This is a genomic window from Xanthomonas sp. LMC-A-07 (assembly GCF_030208825.1).
In the GTDB taxonomy this organism is placed as follows: Bacteria; Pseudomonadota; Gammaproteobacteria; order Xanthomonadales; family Xanthomonadaceae; genus Xanthomonas; species Xanthomonas campestris.
Genome location: NZ_JARVTF010000013.1, coordinates 254,533 through 272,852, shown reverse-complemented (window position 1 = coordinate 272,852; position 18,320 = coordinate 254,533). Strand labels below are relative to the sequence as shown.

General features: G+C 65.2%; 12 protein-coding genes. 5 read left to right on the top strand and 7 right to left on the bottom strand.

Annotation, left to right across the window (positions count from 1 at the left end; genetic code table 11):
• Positions 1-1,540 precede the first annotated feature (1,540 nt).
• From QRM89_RS15115 to QRM89_RS15100, 4 genes are all read left to right on the top strand, one after another.
• Positions 1,541-2,059, top strand: a complete 519-nt coding sequence (locus tag QRM89_RS15115) for a hypothetical protein (protein ID WP_274339380.1) — start codon at positions 1,541-1,543, stop codon at positions 2,057-2,059.
• Positions 2,060-2,132: 73 nt separating this feature from the next.
• Positions 2,133-2,537, top strand: a complete 405-nt coding sequence (locus QRM89_RS15110; RefSeq protein WP_285448371.1) for a hypothetical protein — start codon at positions 2,133-2,135, stop codon at positions 2,535-2,537.
• Between the two features lie 401 nt (positions 2,538-2,938).
• A complete protein-coding gene (locus QRM89_RS15105; RefSeq protein ID WP_285448370.1) occupies positions 2,939-3,493 on the top strand; it encodes an SMI1/KNR4 family protein in 555 nt (184 codons plus the stop codon).
• Positions 3,494-3,562: 69 nt separating this feature from the next.
• Entirely contained in the window at positions 3,563-4,183 is a 621-nt protein-coding gene (locus tag QRM89_RS15100; RefSeq protein WP_285448369.1) for a hypothetical protein, read from the top strand.
• A gap of 243 nt (positions 4,184-4,426) precedes the next feature.
• Here the strand turns inward: QRM89_RS15100 and QRM89_RS15095 are convergent, their stop codons facing one another.
• From QRM89_RS15095 to ptsP, 4 genes are all read right to left on the bottom strand, one after another.
• Entirely contained in the window at positions 4,427-5,704 is a 1,278-nt protein-coding gene (locus tag QRM89_RS15095) for a carbohydrate porin (RefSeq protein WP_285448368.1), read from the bottom strand.
• A 171-nt stretch (positions 5,705-5,875) separates the two neighbouring features.
• On the bottom strand, positions 5,876-7,615 hold the full coding sequence (locus tag QRM89_RS15090) for a fructose-specific PTS transporter subunit EIIC (RefSeq protein ID WP_285448367.1): 1,740 nt from the start codon (positions 7,613-7,615) through the stop codon (positions 5,876-5,878).
• A 152-nt stretch (positions 7,616-7,767) separates the two neighbouring features.
• A complete protein-coding gene (pfkB, locus tag QRM89_RS15085) occupies positions 7,768-8,724 on the bottom strand; it encodes a 1-phosphofructokinase (protein WP_285448366.1) in 957 nt (318 codons plus the stop codon).
• Positions 8,721-11,237, bottom strand: a complete 2,517-nt coding sequence (gene ptsP / locus QRM89_RS15080) for a phosphoenolpyruvate--protein phosphotransferase (protein ID WP_285448365.1) — start codon at positions 11,235-11,237, stop codon at positions 8,721-8,723. The genes pfkB and ptsP overlap by 4 nt, the downstream gene beginning before the upstream one ends.
• 162 nt (positions 11,238-11,399) lie before the next feature.
• Here ptsP and QRM89_RS15075 point away from each other — a divergent pair, with 162 nt between their 5' ends.
• A complete protein-coding gene (locus tag QRM89_RS15075) occupies positions 11,400-12,395 on the top strand; it encodes a LacI family DNA-binding transcriptional regulator (RefSeq protein WP_115005109.1) in 996 nt (331 codons plus the stop codon).
• A gap of 552 nt (positions 12,396-12,947) precedes the next feature.
• Here QRM89_RS15075 and QRM89_RS15070 read toward each other — a convergent pair.
• Genes QRM89_RS15070 through QRM89_RS15060 form a run of 3 tightly spaced genes read right to left on the bottom strand, consistent with a single transcriptional unit; the run spans position 12,948 to position 18,115 of the window.
• Entirely contained in the window at positions 12,948-16,118 is a 3,171-nt protein-coding gene (locus QRM89_RS15070; RefSeq protein ID WP_012438086.1) for a multidrug efflux RND transporter permease subunit, read from the bottom strand.
• A gap of 12 nt (positions 16,119-16,130) precedes the next feature.
• Positions 16,131-17,441: an efflux RND transporter periplasmic adaptor subunit gene (locus QRM89_RS15065; RefSeq protein ID WP_225042356.1), complete on the bottom strand. Its 1,311-nt coding sequence runs from the start codon at positions 17,439-17,441 to the stop codon at positions 16,131-16,133.
• 14 nt (positions 17,442-17,455) lie between these two features.
• Entirely contained in the window at positions 17,456-18,115 is a 660-nt protein-coding gene (locus QRM89_RS15060) for a TetR/AcrR family transcriptional regulator (RefSeq protein WP_285448364.1), read from the bottom strand.
• Between the last annotated feature and the right edge of the window lie 205 nt (positions 18,116-18,320).

The following is an 18,320-nucleotide window of genomic DNA, read 5'->3' as shown; positions in this document are numbered from 1 at the left end:
TGCAGTCAATCGGTGCCGATGTCCAGCTTGTCCTGCCATCGGCCTAACAATTCATTCAAGCCGACGCCGCTTAGCGACGCGGCTTAATTCAGGCGTTAGGCCACTCATGAGCCAGTACCGAATACTTTGGGACGGAGCGCTAATCGGATGCTCTGCGCTTGAGTCCGGCGACCCGCCAATGGGCGTAGCTTTCGGTAAGTTCTTGCCGCTTCCAGAGTACGGGGCAGTTCAAGCTCGATGCATCGCATCGCGAGGCATGTCACAAGAGCATCTTCCGCTATCAGCCACTCAGTCGGACGGACAGCTTCTACCTGCGCTTGGCATATCTATTCTTGACTGCTCGATTGAGCTCGGAGCATCCGAAATCGAGGTTGAATTAGTTGGGATAGGGTATCCGCTCTATGAGCAGTTGTTCCCAAACCAATTATCCGCATATGCCAAGCAGTTCGGATGAGCGGCCTAACAATTCATTCAAGCCGAACCCGCTTCGCGGGCCGGCTTAATTCAGGCGTTAGGCCATGGTGGAGCAAATGCGTTGGTGGTCGCCGCTTCGGTGAGTTCGCAGGTGTGCATGCGGTTGGCTCCGGACAGCAGTCATCATCGCTGCTGGTTGCGGTAAGTCCGGTGCTTCGCCTTGGTACGTCGTTCCCGCGCTGCGCTCGTTGCAGTTGGCTTCGGTGGCATCACGCGCCGCTGCATCGCTGAGCAAGCTCCATCCCGCAAGCTGTGGCACACTCGTTCCCGGCGGCAGTGCTGGGGAGCATGGTTGCACCATCCAACCTTTGGGGCCACTCACTGCCTAACAACTCATTCAAGCCGAACTTGCTTTGCAACTCGGCTTAATTCAAGCGTTAGGCCGCAGGGGAAAGCATGCGAGACATTGATGCAGTCATTGACCAGCTTCGTCACGCTTACCCAGATATTTCTTCGGAGCAGTTGGCCGTCCTGCACCCTGACGCTGACGACGATGGCCTGTGGTTCTTTCGTCACCCCACAAGTGACGTGGAGTTCCAGCTAGAGTCCAGTGCCGGCGCTTGTCCATTCCTTGCTGAGAGTTCCGCGCCTGAGCGGCTCACGGCGGATACTGTTGAGCAAGCTGTTGCATTGGTGGTCGCCGGCCTTGGCCTCACGGGTCAGCGGCCTAATAATTCATTCAAGCCGAACCCGCTTCGCGGTTCGGCTTAATTCAGGCGTTAGGCCGTGGTGGAGCAAAATGCGTTGGTGGTTGCAGCTTCGATGAGTTCGCAGGCGTGCCTGCGGTTGGCTCCGGACAGCAGTCATCACCTTTGTGGTTGCGGTAAGTTCGGTGCTTCGCCTTGGTACGTCGTTCCCGCTGCACTCGTTGCAGTTGGCTTCGGTGGCATCACGCGCCGCTGCATCGCTGGGCAAGCTCCATCCCGCAAGCTGTGGCACACTCGGTCCGGGCGGCAGTGCTGGGAGCATGGTTGCACCATCCAACCTTTGGGGCCACTCACTGCCTAACAATTCATTCAAGCCGAAGCCGCTTCGCGGCTCGGCTTAATTCAAGCGTTAGGCACTCATGAAAAGCTCAGCGGAGCCTGAAGTAGAAGAACTTAGCGTCTTCCTCTCCGAGTTCAACCGGGAGAGTGATCGCGGCGCGGCCCTTACTGCTGCTGCAGTTCTCGACGACCGTCTCGCCGCGATTTTGGCTGCCTTCTTTGCAGACAATACTTCGGCAAAAGAGCTCATCGCGGGCTTCAACGCCCCGCTCGGCAGCCTTGCGTCGCGGGCGGCAGCGGCGCACGCACTCGGCCTAATTCAAGACAACGAGCTTAAAGAGATCACTCTCATCCGCAAGATCAGAAACGAGTTCGGTCACTCTTGGCAGGGCGTCTCATTTTCCGGCGGTCGTGTCGCTGACCTTTGCAATCAACTGCCTTGGCTTGGTCCAAAGGAGTACGAGGCAACCGCCACTCCACGGGCACGTCTCAACGCCGCAATGGCGATTCTGCTGTCTGACCTCTTGTGGCGCGCCCGTCTTGTCGGCAAACAGCGTCGTGTTGCATCGGTCTGGCCAAACAAGTCGCGTGGCGGGTAGAGTGCCTAACAATTCATTCAAGCCGAACTCGCTTCGCGGGCCGGCTTAACTCGAGTGTTAGACCTCTTCGCACATGAGCTACGACATCTCTCTTTATGAGCCGAGTTTCCTTCGTTCGGCTGTCGTATCTGGCCTGGGAGATTGGACTGCAGCACCGCCGTTTAGCGTGGAGGTTCGGCACGCAATCATTGACGCTGCGGAAGCGGAAGGTTTCATCGCGTCACCACATCCACCAGGATTCATTGAGTTTCTACAAGCGCAGGGCGTGACGCCAAGCACCGACTATCGGCTCGCCACGTCACAGTACGACTTGCTTCTCCAAGTCTTTGATAGCTCCGCCACCTTGACGGTTCAGGCGAATGGAAATGCAAGTTCCTCTATAGCTTTCGGTTGCCGCTTTGGGCAACGCCTCGCTAAGCAGCTACGGCTGGGCTACTACGATCCGCAGGAAGGCGAGGTTTCGTATGGCGAGGTCTAACCAGTTGCTGCAGCGGACGGCTTCGCCGCCCGCTGAGCGCCAACGTTAGGGCGCTGTCTATGCATGCCACTATTCTGCGGGTAACAACTTGGGACCGGTCGCGAGCTTGGACAGATGATGTCGCGCACACTCGCAATATACTGGTTCGTATGCTCCGCGAGTCCTCGCCACTTGGCCACATTCAAGCGAAGCGCTTGGTCAAAGCGGTTCTCGCCGGCACAGATACAGACCTTCCACTCCAAGACGCAACGCTGGCTCAACCAATGCGCCATACTTGCAGTCAATCGGTGCCGATGTCCAGCTTGTCCTGCCATCGGCCTAACAATTCATTCAAGCCGAGGCCGCTTTGCGGCGCGGCTTAACTCAGGTGCTATGCGGCACAACATATTTCAGGAGTGGTGATGCAAGAGCAATGGAAACGAATTGAAAGTCGCCTTGCCGAGCTCGGATGCCTCCACGCGATTGCGTTGCGACCAGGCGCCGATCCCGCTGAGCTCCAGGCCTTAGAGCAACATCTCGGCTTGGCATTGCCAGAGCCGGTTAAAAGTTTCTTGTTGATACATAACGGCCAAGACGGTCCAGGCCTTTTCTTTGGTCAGCAGTTTTTATCAGTCGCAGGAATCCGCAGGCAGTGGGAGGCTTGGCGCTCCATTGACGAAGTCGAGATGAACGCAGATTGCGCCGAGTTGATGCGGTCAAAGCCGGAAGGCGTCGTCAAGCCAATGTATTGCAACCGAGCATGGATACCTCTAACCAATGATTGGGGCGGCAACCACCAAGGCTTAGATTTTGATCCGGATGTAGGAGGCCGCGCCGGCCAAATCATTGCATTTGGTCGCGACGAGGACACAAAGGTATTGCTAGCATCTGAATTTAATCAGTATGTAGAGACTTTGATGGTGTGGCTGCAATCGGCCCCGTGGAACGGCGAATGGTTGGACAGCACTGCTGTCTAACAATTCATTCAAGCCAAAGCCCTCCGTGGCTCGGCTTAACTCAAATGTTAGGGCTGAGACGGAACCCCCATGGTCTTGCAGGTCCCACAACGGCAAAAACTTTCTGCCATCATCTTCCAAGAGCCCCTCTCCACGGAGACAGAAGCCAAGCGGCGCAATCTTCTTTTTGCTGCGTGTTTCTCGATACTTCTCTCCGTGTACAACCTAAAAGTCACCAAGACGCCGTGGTTGGAATTTGAGGTTCCAGCTGGATCCCCGAACATCCTTAAGGGTGCGCTGGCGGTTGCCTTGTTCTACACGTTCATTATTTTCGCCTTACACGCTTTGGCGGATCTTCGGCGTTGGTTCACGGCAGGAGATCTCATGTACCTCCACGGCTATCACGATATATCGCTTAAGTGCCACAACATTCTGAATGGAATCTCGCAGTGGCTGGATAAGCCACTGCCGGAAGAGGCGGACAAAAAGGCAACCGTCCAAGCCATCTACTCGGGCGCAGGCGAAGTCCTTGACGAAATCAAGAACTCTGTCGCTGCGGCAAAGAACGGCCATCGCAAGCTAACTGCAATTCAGTGGCTACGGCTGGCGCTAATAGATCTTGGTGTACCGATTGCGCTCGGCATCTTCGCAATGCTCAAGGTGGGACATGCCGCGTTGCCATTCCTGGCAGTGGCCTGGAGCGAGCCCTAACAGACCATCCAAGCCGACGCCGCTTCACGGCGTGGTCAACTCAGTGTGGGCCGATAAAACCTCATTGCGTGCGGTCGCGCGCCTGCTCGGGTCATCGAACTCGTCGGCCACATCCGGCAAATGCCCAAGCCAACCGAGTCGACGCAACGCGTTGCACTGCAGTCAGATGCAACGCACCCGCCACTCACTTCAAGCAGTGGTACCCGCCAAGCATGCGCGCAACGCGCGCAGCTTCTCGACGGGTCACAGATTCCAGTCGATCCGCATGCCCGCAATCAATGCATTCTTCAGATCGTTGCTGCGCGTCGGTTCGTTGAACTGGTCCGGGTTGATCACGTAATGCAGGTTCGGCGCGATGCGTAGGCGCTTGGTGACCTGGATGCCGTAGCTCAGCTCCATCATGATCTGGTTGTCGGCTGGGGTGCCGGTGCCGCCGGCCGAGGTGCGCGCCAGACGCAGGTTTTCGATGGCCTCGTCGCTGTATTTCTGCTGGGTGATCACGAAGGCGATGTTGTCCTGCGGGCGGCTTGCGAAGGTGCCTTTCTGCACCAGGCCGAGCTGCACGAAGTGGTCTTCGATGGCCTGGCCGCCGGTGCTCTTGAGAATAGCGGCGAAGACGGTCAGGCCCTGGGTACCGGACGGGTCCGGGTTGGTGACCTGTTGTTCGAAGCGGCCAAACAAGCCGGAGCGGCCCTGCTTGTTTTCATAGCCCAGGCCACTGAGCACGGCCGGGTTGCCGTTGCGGTCGCGTAGCGGGTCGGTGTAGTCGGAGTTGTCCTGCCAGCCGCCGAGTTCGTACATCGCCGCCAGCGTGCCGTCGCCGCCCTTGTTCTTGTAGCCGATGGCGTAGGGCACCACCACGCCGGTGGTGTCGTCGGTGCTCCACTTCAGGCCGTGCTGGCCGTCCTGGGCCTGCACCGGGTTCACTTCGTACGCGCCCACATGCACGTAGACCTTGGGCGTGACCCAGGCGGTGGCGTGCGCGGCCCAGCTGGAGACCGGCCAGTAGGTGAAGTTGCTGGTGCGAAACACGAAGGTGGGGTTGCCGCAGGCCGAGTTGCCCTGGAAGTACTGGCACAGGTCCGAGCCGAGGAAATGGATGTTTGCCACGCTGCGGCCGGCTTCCAGTTCCAGGCGGTCGTCGAACAGTTTCTGCACCAGGGTGAGGTTGGCCAGGCGGGTGCCCTGGCCGCCGTAGATTTCCTGCACCGAGGTGCTGTTGCCGATGCTGCTGTTGGACAGGTTGGTGCCGTGGCGGTTGGTGACGTAGGCCTTGACGGTGGCGCCGTGCCAGCCGAACAGGCTGTTCAGATCGACGTCGGTGCCGACCATCAACTGGCCGGCGTAAGCGTCGCCGCCCTTGCGGCCGCCGTCGATCATCGAGGCGGCTTCGCCGGTGTAGCCGAGCTTGAGTTTGAAGGCGTCGGCGGCGTCCTGCGCGTGGGCGAGCGGGGCCAGCGCAAGGGCCAGTGACAGGCACAGCAGACGGGGATGGGCGCGGCGGGAGGGCAGGGCGGTCATGGCAGGACTCCGAACAAAGAGGGCGTGGCCGAGATGGCGGACGCGACAGCACGTGGGTGGGCAAGCCGTTGGCGGCGCACTTCGGTACGCGGCGCAGCGGTGATCGATCAGGGGTGACGCGCGTCCGGCACGTCGGGTGCGGCGGCACGGGGCCGCCGCAGGGTGCCGGCGTCAGGCGACGACGTCGGCCACCGGCTTCTTGAGCAGGCGCAGAGCCACGGCGGTGACCACCACGCCGGCAAGCAAGGCCAGCACGTACATCGCCAGGTGGGTCACGGCGTTGGGGATCAGCAACACGAAGATGCCGCCATGCGGCGCCTTCAGTTCGGCGCCGACCGACATCGAGATCGCACCGGCCACGGCCGAGCCGATCACCAGGGCGGGAATGGTGCGCAGCGGGTCACGTGCGGCGTACGGAATCGCCCCTTCGGTGACGAACGCCAGCCCGAGCACGCCGGCGGCCGTGGCCGAGCCGCGTTCTTCGAGGGTGAAGCGGTTGCGGAACACCCAGGTGGCCAGCGCAATGCCCAGCGGCGGGGTCATGCCGGCGACCATGGCCGCGGCCATCGGGGTATAGACCTGGCTGGCGATCAGGCCGGTGGAGAACGCGTACGCGGCCTTGTTGACCGGCCCGCCCATGTCGAAGGCCATCATGCCGCCGAGCAACAGACCCAGCAGCAGCGCGCTGCTGCCCTGCATGCCCCGCAGCCAGGCGGTGAGCCAGGCCAGCAGGTCGGCGACTGGCTGGCCGAACACGTACATCATCGCCAGGCCAACCAGCAGCGTGCCCAGCACCGGCAGGATCAGCACCGGCTTGAGCCCTTCCAGGTTGCGCGGCAGCTTGATGTAGCGGTTGAGCGCGGCCACGCCGTAGCCGGCGATGAAGCCGGCGATGATGCCGCCGAGGAAGCCCGCATTGAGGTTGGCGGCGACCAGCCCGCCAATCATGCCGGGCGCAATGCCGGGGCGGTCGGCGATGGAGTAGGCGATGTAGCCGGCCAGTGCAGGCACCATCAGGGTGAAGCCGGCCTTGGCGCCAATCTGGAACAGCGACCAGGCCAGCGTGCCCTGGTGCGCGTCGTCGCCGGCATAGATGCCACCCAGCGCGAACGCCAGTGCGATCAACAGACCGCCGGCAGTGACGAACGGCAGCATGAACGACACGCCGGTCATCAGATGCTTGTAGGCGCCGGTGCGGCCGTTGGCGTTGCCCTCGGGTTTTGCCGCGCCAGCCGCCGGTGCGCTGCCGCCATGCACGCCGGCCTCGGCCAGCGCCTTGGTGATCAGGGCCGGGCCATCGTTGATCGCCGGCTTGGTGCCGCTCTTGAACAGTCGCTTGCCACCGAAACGGGCCAGGTCCACTTCGCGGTCGGCAGCGATGATGACCACGTCGGCGTCGCGGATCTCCTCATCGGTCAGCGCATCCTGCGCGCCCACCGAGCCCTGGGTTTCCACCCGCATCTGGTAGCCGAGTTTCTTGGCGGCCTGCTGCAGGCCTTCGGCGGCCATGAAGGTGTGCGCGATGCCGGTGGGGCAGGAGGTGATCGCCACGATGCGTTTGCTGGCGCTGGAAGACGCACCGCCCGCGTTGGGCGTGGCGCCAGCGCTTGCTGGTGTGGCGAGCTGGTTGACCGCGGCGGCCGGGTCGTCCAGCACCGCGCCCAGGCTCAGGCGCAGCAGCGGCGCGTCACCGAAGCGGGCGGTGTCGGCGTCAGCATCGCCGATCACCAGCACCTGGGCCGCGCCACGGGTCAGCTCGGCGGGCAGGGCACCCAGCACGCCCTGGTCGCTGCGGATTTCGATCGTCACGCTGCGGCCGGCGGCGGTGGCCGCACGTCGCAGCGCTTCGGCGGCCAGGACGGCCTCGGTACTGCGTTCGCCGGCGGCGATGACCACGATGGAAGAGGACATGGCAAAACTCCTGCTGTATTGCGGTCGCCGGCGCAGCCGGCGGGGGGATTCGAAGGGCTAGGCGCGCGGCTGCCAGATAGCAGCGCAGCAAGACGGTGCGGCCGGCGATGGCGCGCACAGCGCAGCGCGCTGTGGCCGGTGTACGGCTGCGCTCACGGCACCGCCTCGATGACGACGGCGGCGGCGGCGCGGCGCACGCCTTCGGGCGTAATCCGGCGTGCATCGCCGCTTTCCAGCCGGCACATCGAAAACGCCGTGGCCAGCCGCGCGCACTGTTCCAGCGCGGTGGCGTCGGCCAGCAACGCGGCCGCCAGGCCGGCCACCATGGCATCGCCGGCGCCCACGCTGCTGCCTTGCGCCAGCCGTGGCGGGCGTGCGATGAGCTGTTGGTCGCGCTGTACGAATAGCGCGCCCTCGGTGCCCATGGAAATCACCACCAGCTGGATGCCGCGGGCGATCAGCGCATGCGCGGCGGCGGTGAGTGCGGCGTGGTCGCCGAGCGGGTGGCCGGTCCAGGCTTCCAGTTCGTGGCGGTTCGGCTTCACCGCATACGGCATTGCCGCGGGAGCGGCAGCGAGTGCGGCCACCAGCGGCGCACCGCTGGTGTCGAGCAGGACGCGTGCGCCCGCCGCGCTGGCCTGCGCCTGCAACTGCGCCCAGCTGTCCTCGGGCAGGCCGGCCGGCAGGCTGCCGGAGAGCACCACCGGCAAGCCGGCGCGCAGCAGCGGGGCCAGATGGTCGGCCACGCCTTGCAGATGCGCCTGGCCCAGTTGCAGGCCGGGCAGATTGATGTCGGTGGTCTCATTGACCTGCGCTTCGACCAACTTGAGGTTGGTACGGGTGTCGCCGGCCACGCGTTGGCAGTGATCGGTAATGCCGCGCTCGCGAAACAGCGCTTCGAACACCCCTGCGTTACCGACGCCAAGCACGCCGAGCGCGGCGACCTGGCTGCCCCAGTCGGCCAGACAGGCGGCCACGTTGATGCCCTTGCCGCCGGCATCGTTGCGCACGCTGCTGGCGCGGTGCACCGCGCCTGGCTGCAGGCTGTCGAGCTGGATGGTCTGATCGATCGCCGGATTCAGCGTGACCGTGATGGCGTGCAGGCTCATGCCTGGCCCTCGCGTTTGACTTCAAGCGCGCGCACCTGCTCTGCGGTCTCACAGTCCAGCGCCTGCTCGGCCAGCTGCTGCAAGGTGCTCAACGCCGTGCCGCGCAGGCGCGCCTTGACCGCCGGAATGTCGTTGGGCGTCATCGACAATTCCTGCACGCCCAGCCCGGCCAGCAGGCTGGCGCCGAACGGGTCGCCGGCCAGGCCGCCGCACACCCCGACCCAGCGGTCGTGCTTGCGCGCGCCGTCAATCGTGCTGCGGATCATGCGCAGCACCGCCGGATGCAGGCTGTCGGCTTCGGCGGCCAGTTCCGGGTTCTGGCGGTCGATTGCCAGCACGTACTGCGTCAAATCGTTGGTGCCGATCGAGAAGAAATCCGCGTGCCGCGCCAGCACATCGGCCTGTGCGGCGGCGGCGGGCACTTCGATCATGATGCCGATCGGCAGCTCCGGCGCGTCGAGTTCGGCGCGGATGCGTGCGCAGATTTCGCGCAAGGCAATCAGCTCCGGCACCGAGGTGATCATCGGGAACATGATCGACAGCCGTGCCCCGTCTTTGGCGGCGCGGTACAGCGCACGCAGTTGCGGTTCGAGCAGGTCGGGGCGGCGCAGCAGCAGGCGCGCGCCGCGCACGCCCAGGAACGGGTTTTCTTCGTGCGGCAGCTCCAGATGCGCCACTTGTTTGTCGCCGCCGATGTCCAGCGCCCGCACGATCAGCGGGCGGCCGTCCAGGGCCTGTGCCATGGCCAGGTAGGTCTGGTACTGCTCGTCCTCGGTGGGCGTGCTGCCGCGCTCCAGGAACAGGAATTCGGTGCGCATCAGGCCCACGCCTTCGGCGCCCTGGGTCAAGGCCATGGCGACCTGCTCAGGCAGGTTGACGTTGGCGCCGATGTCGATGTGGTGGCCGTCGGTGGTTTCGGCGGGCAGGGCGCGCTGGGCGGCTTCGCGCTCGCGGATGGCCTGCTGCTCGGCGATATGCGTACGCGCCGCGTCCAGATCCTGTTCGGACGGGTTGATGTACAGCCGCCCGCTGCTGCCGTCGATGATGGCGGTCACGCCGTTTTCGATATCCAGCAACTGGCCGCCGGCGGCCACCAGCGCCGGCAGGCCCAGGGTGCGCGAGAGGATGGCGGTGTGTGAGGTCGGCCCGCCCTGGGCGGTGGCCAGGCCAAGCACGCGATCGGTGTCCAGGTTGGCGGTGTCCGACGGCGACAGGTCGCCGGCCAGCAGGATGCAGGGTTGCTCGGGCAGGTCGGTGAGGCCGGCGCCGGCCGCTGCCGGGTCGAGTTGGGCCAGCACGCGGCGGCCCACGTCGCGCAGGTCGGCGGCACGGCCGGCCAGCACTGGGTTGCCCAGTGCGGCCAGGCCGGAGGCGATCTGTTCCACCGCCTGGTGCCACGACCACGCCACGCCGTGGCCTTCGACCATCAGCTGGCAGGTGCGGGTGATCAGGTCGGTGTCGTTGAGCAGCTCGGCCTGGGCCTTGAAGATCGCCGCGTCCGAGGCACCCAGGCGGCGCTGGGTGTCGTCCTGGATGGCGGCCAGCTGCTGGCGGGTGCGGGTGAGGGCGTCATGCAGCAGCGCGCCGCCATCGCCCAGGCCGATCGGCTGGTCGGCCACCTCGGTCTGCGCCGCACGCAGGCGGTGCACGATGCCGATCGCCACGCCCGGGCTGGCACCGATGCCGACGATGGCCGGCTGTGCCTGCGGCGGGGTCCAGCCGATGACCGGTGCGGCGCGGCGTTGCGCGGCACGTTCGGCATCGGCCTTTTCCTGCGCGGTCAGGCTGTCCATCACCGCGCGCAGGCGCTTGAGCAGGGCGGGGGCATCGCTGCCTTCGGCCGAGACGGTGATGCTGTCGCCGGCGCGCAGGCCCAGTTGCAGCAGGCCGACCAGGCTCTTGGCATCGGCGGCCTGGTCGCCGGCGCGGACCTGGGCGCGGGCCGAAAAGCCGCGCGCGGTCTCGGCCCAACGGGTCGCCGGGCGAGCATGCAGGCCGCTGGGGTAGGCGATGGTCCATTCGAACCGTTCGGCCAGGTCGGTGGCCGGGGCGGCGCTGGTGTCGGGTGCGCGGTCGCCGGTCAGCGCGGCTACGATCACGGCCGGGTCGTCGGTGGTGAACAGCGCTTCCAGCTGGGCCGGATCCTGGATCAGGCGGGTCAGCCGGCGCAGCAGGGTGATGTGGGTGTCGGACTGGGCGGCAATTCCCACCACCAGGCGGGTGGTCTGGCCGGGGTTCCATTCCACGCCCTCGGGCAGCTGCAGCACCGCGATGCCGTCGCGGCGCACCAGGTGCCGGTCTTCGCCCACGCCGTGCGGAATCGCCAGGCCGTGGCCTAGGAAAGTATTCGCCAGGCCTTCGCGCCGCCGCATGCTGGCGTCGTAGCCCGGCGCCACGCATCCGGCTGCCACCAGCAGCTGGGCGGCCTGGGCAATGGCGTCGTCCTTGTCGCGGGCAGTGGCGCGCAGGCGCACCAGGTCGGGGGTGACGGGGGCAATCGACGGAGAGGACAAGGCGGGCTCCGGGGGTGGGGGACGGCTGGGAAGTATAGTGGGAACGTTCCCACGGTCCAGGTCAATGTGCGGTGCACAAAAACCCTGTAGCGCTTTCGGGTTAGCATCGGAATCGCAGGGCGCCTGGGTCCAGGTGCGCAATATGGAGCGGGAACGGTCCCAGTGAGTATCAGCATCAATGACGTGGCCCGCGTGGCCGGGGTGTCCAAGTCCACGGTGTCGCGCGCCTTGGGCACCGGCCCGGTGAGCGAGGAGGTGCGCGCCAAGGTGGAAGCTGCGGTGCGCCAGACCGGCTATCGCCCCAACCTGATGGCTCGGCGATTGCGATCCCAGCACTCCGGCATCCTCGGGGTGATCGTGGCCGACATCCGCAACCCGTACTTCACCGCGCTGATCCGTGCTGTGGAAGAGGTCGCTTACAAGGCCGGTATGCGCGTGACCCTGTGCAATACCGATGAAGATCCCGAGCGCGAGGCGCTGTATCTGGAGCTGATGCAGGAAGAACGCATCACCGGGCTGATCTTCGCGCCCACCCGGGTCACGGTGGGGCGCATGCACGAGCTGGTACTGGATTACCCCACCGTGCTGGTGGACCGCGCCGGTCCCGGCAGCCGCTACGACAGCGTGGTGCTGGACAACGCCGCGGCCATGGCCGAACTGGTGGCGCATCTGCAAGCGCAGGGCTACCGCCGCATCGGCGGGTTGTTCGGCAGCACCAGCACCACCGCGGCCGAGCGCCGCGACGGCTACCTGGCCGCCATGCATGCCCAGGGTCTGGCACCGGACTACCGCGAAGTGGCGCCCACCGCCGAGGCCGCGATTGCCGAACTGGAGCAGTGGTTGGCCGCCGCCGACCGCCCCGAGGCCATCGTCACCAGTAACAGCCTGCTGCTGATGGGCGCATTGAAGGCCGCCCGTACCGCCGGCCTGCGGCTGCCGCAGGACCTGGCGCTGGCGGGATTTGATAACGAGCGCTGGACCGATCTGGTCGAACCCGGCATCACCGTGGTCGAACAGCCGGTGGAGGACATGGGCCGCGCGGCGATGTCGCTGCTGCTCGAACGCCTGGCCAGCCCGCAGCTGCCGATCCGCCGCATGGTGATGACCGGCCGCTGCGTGGTGCGCGGCTCCACCGGCGCCCGCAGGCCGGGTATCTAACTGTCCCCAAGTAGCGCCAGCGCCGGCCAAAAATCCTGGCTCGTCGCGCGTGCGGTGCCCTCACCGCTCGCGGGACACGCCGTGAACCCGTCCCTGGGGGCTCGGTGGCGGCATCCATGCCGCCACACGGTCCCGCAAGCGGCGAGGGCACCGCACCAGGCAGTTGGCTGGTGACGTTATTTGAAGAACGAAGACACTGCAGCAGACGGTTAACGGTGCTCTGTTGAAAAACTCCGCACACCGACATTCCGACTGGTCCTTGCCCGCCTACCATCGCGGGACCTGACGCGGCATGGATGCCGCGTCAGAGCTTACAGGGAGGTACTGCAGCGTCTCCCGCGATGGTAGGCGGGCAAGGGCCCTGCACCGACGCCGCAGACCAGCTGCTCTACAACTGATCTCTCCGCACTGTCGAATCACTTCGATACGCTGAGGCGGTAGAGCTCCATCGCGCCCAAGGGCGCTCCTATGGGGCATCGCGTTTCGTCGCTGCAGCACACAAAAAAAGCCCCGGCATTGCCGGGGCTTTTTGGTTTACAGCGAACGCCTGACTCAACGATCCGGGCGATGCGTGCCGCTGTCGTTCTGCACGGCCAGGTATTCCTTGGACGGCTCGTCGAGCTTGTCGCCGAGCATGCGGCGCACCACCACGAAGAACAGCGGGATGAAGATCACGCCGAGCACGGTGGCGAACACCATGCCGCCGATCACGCCGGTACCGATGGAGTGACGCGAGTTGGCGCCGGCGCCGGTGGAGATCGCCAGCGGCAACACACCCAGGATGAACGCGAACGAGGTCATCAGGATCGGGCGGAAACGCAGATGCGCCGCTTCCAGCGTTGCCTCGCGCAGCGTCTTGCCGGCCGCGCGCTGCTCGACTGCGAACTCCACGATCAGGATCGCGTTCTTCGCCGCCAGGCCGATCACCGTGATCATGCCGATCTTGAAGTACAGATCGTTCGGCAGGCCACGCAGCATCGAGAAGGTGATCGCACCCAGCACGCCGATCGGCACCACCAACAGCACGGCCACCGGAATCGACCAGCTTTCGTACAGTGCCGCCAGGCAGAGGAACACCACCACCACCGACAACGCGAGCAGCAGCGTTGCGGCGTTACCGGCAATGATTTCCTGGTACGACATGCCGCTCCAGTCGAAGCCGAAGCCCGGCGGCAGATCGTTGTTGACGATCTCCTCCATCGCCTGCATCGCCTGGCCGGAGCTGCCGCCCGGGGCCGGGTTACCGACGATGTTCACCGCCGAATAGCCGTTGTAGCGGTTCAACGCCGGCGAGGCGTAGGTCCACTCGGCCTTGACCACATTGCTCAGCGGGATCATCCCCGGCTGACCATCTGCACCGGTCGCCGTGCTGCTGGGGGTGAAGAAGTTACGCAGCGACTCGGGGCCGGTGCGGAACTGGTCGTCGGCACGGATGTTGACGCGCTTGATGCGGCCTTCGGAGAAGTAGTCGTTGACGTACACCGGGGCCAGCATCAGCTGGATCGAGCTGTAGATGTCGCTGACTTCCAGACCCATCGACTGCGCCTGCACGCGGTCCACATGCAACTGCAGCTGCGGCGAGTTTTCCAGGCCGTTCGGGCGCACGCCCACCACGGTGTCCTGCTTCTGCGCCGCCTTGCCGAGCACGATGTTGCGGGCCTGGGTCAGCGCCTCCTGGCCCGCACCGGAACGGTCCTGCAGCCACATGTCGAAGCCGCCGAACTGGCCAAGACCCTGCACGGTAGGCAGGTTGACCACGAAGATCTGCGCGCCCTTGATGCCATAGAAGGCACCGTTGAGTTGCTGGATCAACTGCTCGGCGGTGACGTCACGCTCTTCCCACGGCTTGAGCCGGATGAAGCCCATGCCGACGTTTTCGCCCGAGCCCAGGAAGCTGAAGCCGGCAATCTGCAGCATGCCTTCCACGGCCGGCTGCTTTTCCAGCACCGCACGCATCTGCGCGAAGGCCTCGTTGGTGCGGATCTTGGTGGCACCCGGCGGCAGCTGCACGATGGCCACGGCAAAGCCCTGGTCTTCTTCCGGCAGGAAGCTGCCCGGCATGCGCGTAAACAGGAAGCCGCACAGCACCACCAGCACCACGAACACCACCATCCAGGCCGGCGAACGCTTGAGCGTGTTGCCGACGACACCGACATAGCGATGCGCCAGCTTGTCGTAGTACTTGTCGAAGGTGCGGTAGATCCAGTTCTTCTTGTCCGAATGGGTGGACTTCAGGAACGCCGCGCACAGGGCCGGGGTGAAGCTCAGCGCCAGGAACGCGGAGAACGCCATCGCCATCGCGATGGTCAGTGCGAACTGCTTGTAGATCGCGCCCGAGGCGCCCGGCTGCATGGCCGAGGGAATGAACACCGCCGCCAGTACCACGGTGATGGCCACCACCGCGCCGGTGATCTGGGTCATCGCCTTCTGGGTGGCCGCCTTCGGCTCCAGGTGCTCCTCGCTCATGATGCGTTCGACGTTCTCGATCACCACGATCGCGTCGTCCACCACGATGCCGATCGCCAGCACCATCGCAAACAGCGTCAGCTGGTTGATGGTGAAACCGATCACGTACATGCCGAAGAACGTGCCCAGCAGCGCCACCGGGATCACCAGGGTCGGGATGACCGTGGCGCGGAAGTTCTGCAGGAACAGCAGCATCACCAGGAACACCAGCACGATGGCTTCCACCAGCGTGTGCACCACTTCTTCGATGGAGATACGCACGAAGGTGGTGGACTCGTACGGCGCAAACCAGGTCACGCCCTGCGGGAAGGTGGGCTGCAGCTCGTCGAGCTTGGCACCGACCGCCTCGGAGACGTTCAGCGCATTGGCGCCCGGCAGCAACTGGATACCAAAGGCACCGGTCGGCTTGCCGTTGTACTGGGTGTCGAAGCCGTAGTTGCTCGGGCCCACCGTGACGCGTGCAACGTCTTTAAGCCGCACCGTGGCACCGTTGTTATCGGTACGCAGGATGATGTTTTCGAACTCCTGCGGCGAGCTGAAACGGCCTTCGGCCGAGACGGTCGCGGTGAAGCTGATGCCCTGCGGGGTGGGGTCGGCACCGACCGAACCGGCCGCGAACTGCACGTTCTGGTTACGCACCGCGGTCAGCACCTGGGTGGCCGACAGGTTGTAGCCCTGCAGCTTCTCCGGGTTCAACCAGATGTTCATGGCGTACTCGGCGCCGAACTGGTTGGTGCTGCCCACGCCGGGCACACGCGAGATCTGCTCGAGCACGCGCGAACCGACGATGTCGTTGAGCGCATCGCGGTCGATCGACGGGTTGTCCGAGCGCAGCGCGGCCACCATCAGGAAGCCGGCGTTGGCCTTGGCCACCACCACACCCTGTTGGGTCACTTCCGAAGGCAAGCGCGGCGTGGCCAGCGACACCTTGTTCTGCACCTGCACCTGCGCGATATCCGCGTCGGTGCCGGTTTCGAAGGTCAGCGTGATGGTCACGCGGCCGTTGGAGGCCGACGAGGAGTTGAAGTACAGCAGGTGGTCGATACCGGTGAGCTGCTGTTCGATGACCTGCGTCACCGCCTTTTCGGCGGTATCGGCGCTGGCACCGGGGAAGTTGGCGGTGACGGTGACCTGCGGCGGGGCGATCGTGGGGTACGATTCGATACCCAGATTCAGGATCGAGATCACGCCCGCGAGCGAGATCAGGATCGCCACCACCCAGGCAAAGACCGGGTGTTCGATAAAAAACTTAGGCATGGCGGGGTTCCGTCACTGCTGCTTGGACTGGGAATCGGACGGCTGGGCCGCGTCATCGGACTTGGGCTGTTCGCCAGCCGCCGGAGCGGCAGCGTCGGCCTTGCCGGCACCGGCCGGTGCGCCCTGGCCGTTGCCGGACTGACCCGCGGCCGGGGCTGCACCCGGCGCACCGGGCTGGCCGCCCTGCGCGGGCTTGTTCGGATCCCACGGCACGCCCTTGGCGGGCTGGCCTTCCTTCGCCTTCTGCACGCCGTCGACGATGACCTGGTCGCCCTGCGCGACGCCGGCGGTGACGATCCATTGGCCCTTCTGCTGGCCGTCGACGGTGAGGTTCTTGCGGACCACCTTGCCGTCCTTGCCCAGCACCAGCGCGTAGGCGCCGGTGGCATCGCGCTGCAGCGCCTGCTGCGGCACCAGATAGGCATTGTTGCGCTGGCCCAGGCTGGCCTTGAAGGTCACGAACGCGCCCGGCAGCAGCGCCATTTCCGGGTTCGGCAGGGTGGCGCGCAGCGACACCGCACCGGTGCTCGGGTCCACCGTCACCGCGGACACGTCCAGCGTGCCGGGGTGCGGGTACTGCGTGCCGTTGCCCAGTTCCACGTTGATGGTGGACTTGCCGTCGCCGCTGAGCTGGACGTTGCCGCTGCTCTGCGCCTGACGCAGTGCCGCCAGTTCTTCGCTGCTCATGGCGAAGTTCACGTACAGCGGGTCGATCTGGTCGACCGTGGTCAGCAAGGTGGCTTCACCCGACCCGACCAGCGCGCCTTCGGTGACGCGCTGAATGCCGGCGCGGCCGGTGATCGGCGAGGTCACGCTGGCGAAGCTGAGCTGGATGCGGGCGGACTCGACCACTCCGCGCGCCTGCTGCACGCTGGCGCCGGACGAACGCTCGGTGGCTTCGGCGGTGTCGATGTCGGCGCGCGAGACGTACTGCTGCGGCGCCAGGCTGCGCGCGCGCTGCGCGGCGATCTTAGCGTTGGCATAGGTTGCCTCGGCGGCAGCCAGCTGGCCCTGTGCCTGCAGCAGCGTTGCGCGCAGCGGCATCGGGTCGATCTCGAACAGCGGCTGGCCTTCCTTGACGTCGGTGCCTTCGGTGTACAGGCGCTTGAGCAGCACCCCGTCCACACGGGCACGCACGTCGGCCGAGCGGAACGCCGAGAGGCGACCCACCAGGTCACGTTCCAGCGGCAGCGTCTGCGGTTTCATTTCCAGCACCGACACTTCCGGCGGCGGCGGAGCCTGCTGTTGTTCGGGCTTGCTGCAGGCAGCGAGCGCCACGGTGATGGCACAGGCCAGGCCGAAGGTGCGGAGCGGGGCAATCATGAGGAGGAACTCCGTTAGGGTCTTGAAGTGAGAAAGGAACGCGCGGGCGTCCGGGGCGGCGTGACCACCGCGGCGAACGCACGCATAAACGTGTCGATAGCGAACTGTGCCCACTGCTGCCTGGCGGGCAGGCCGGCGCGGTGTGGCACCTGAAAGCGCTGACGGTCAAAATCCAGGCCAACAATCATGCTGAGCAGCAGCTCGGCCATGAAGTGCGGATCGTCATGCCGCAGCTGACCGGCGTCGATCGCTTGTGCAAACCGCGACGCAAGTCGTTCCTGCATGCCAACCACGCCTTCATGGAAGATCTGCTGCGACTGGCCGGGGAACCGGTGCGATTCCGCCTCCACCAGACGGCACGTCTGTAGCACATCCGGGCGATTGAGCCGGTCAAGATGGGCCAGTGCGAAGGCCAGCAGGTCTTCATGCAGATCGCCGGTGGCGGTCCCGAGCGGCACCGTGGCCAGCTGCACGTGTTCCTGCAGCACGTCGCGCAGCAGGTTTTCCTTGCAGCCGTAGTGGCTGTAGAGGGTCTGCTTGGAACAGCCCGCGCGCTCGGCCACCGCCGTCATGCTTACCCGCATGCCGCGCTCGGCCAGCAGCGCGTGCACGGCAGCGTGGATACGGCGGTCGCAGTCGGAACGCCGGGCAGCACGGGGGGAACGAGGGGTCATGGCGGTAGACTATACCGTCCAGTTTAGTTTTTAAACAGCCTTGACGGCGCCCGTCTGGTCTGCGCAACTTTTCTGCGACCCAGGTCCGCAAGCCTTGCGCCGTCTGGCGCGCGGGCAATCGAGGCCCTCAAGAGGCGGTTGGGCGACGCTTCACTCCTGTAATGCGCCGCCGCCGGCGTTGCTCCAGTTTGCAAAAGCCGTGGCC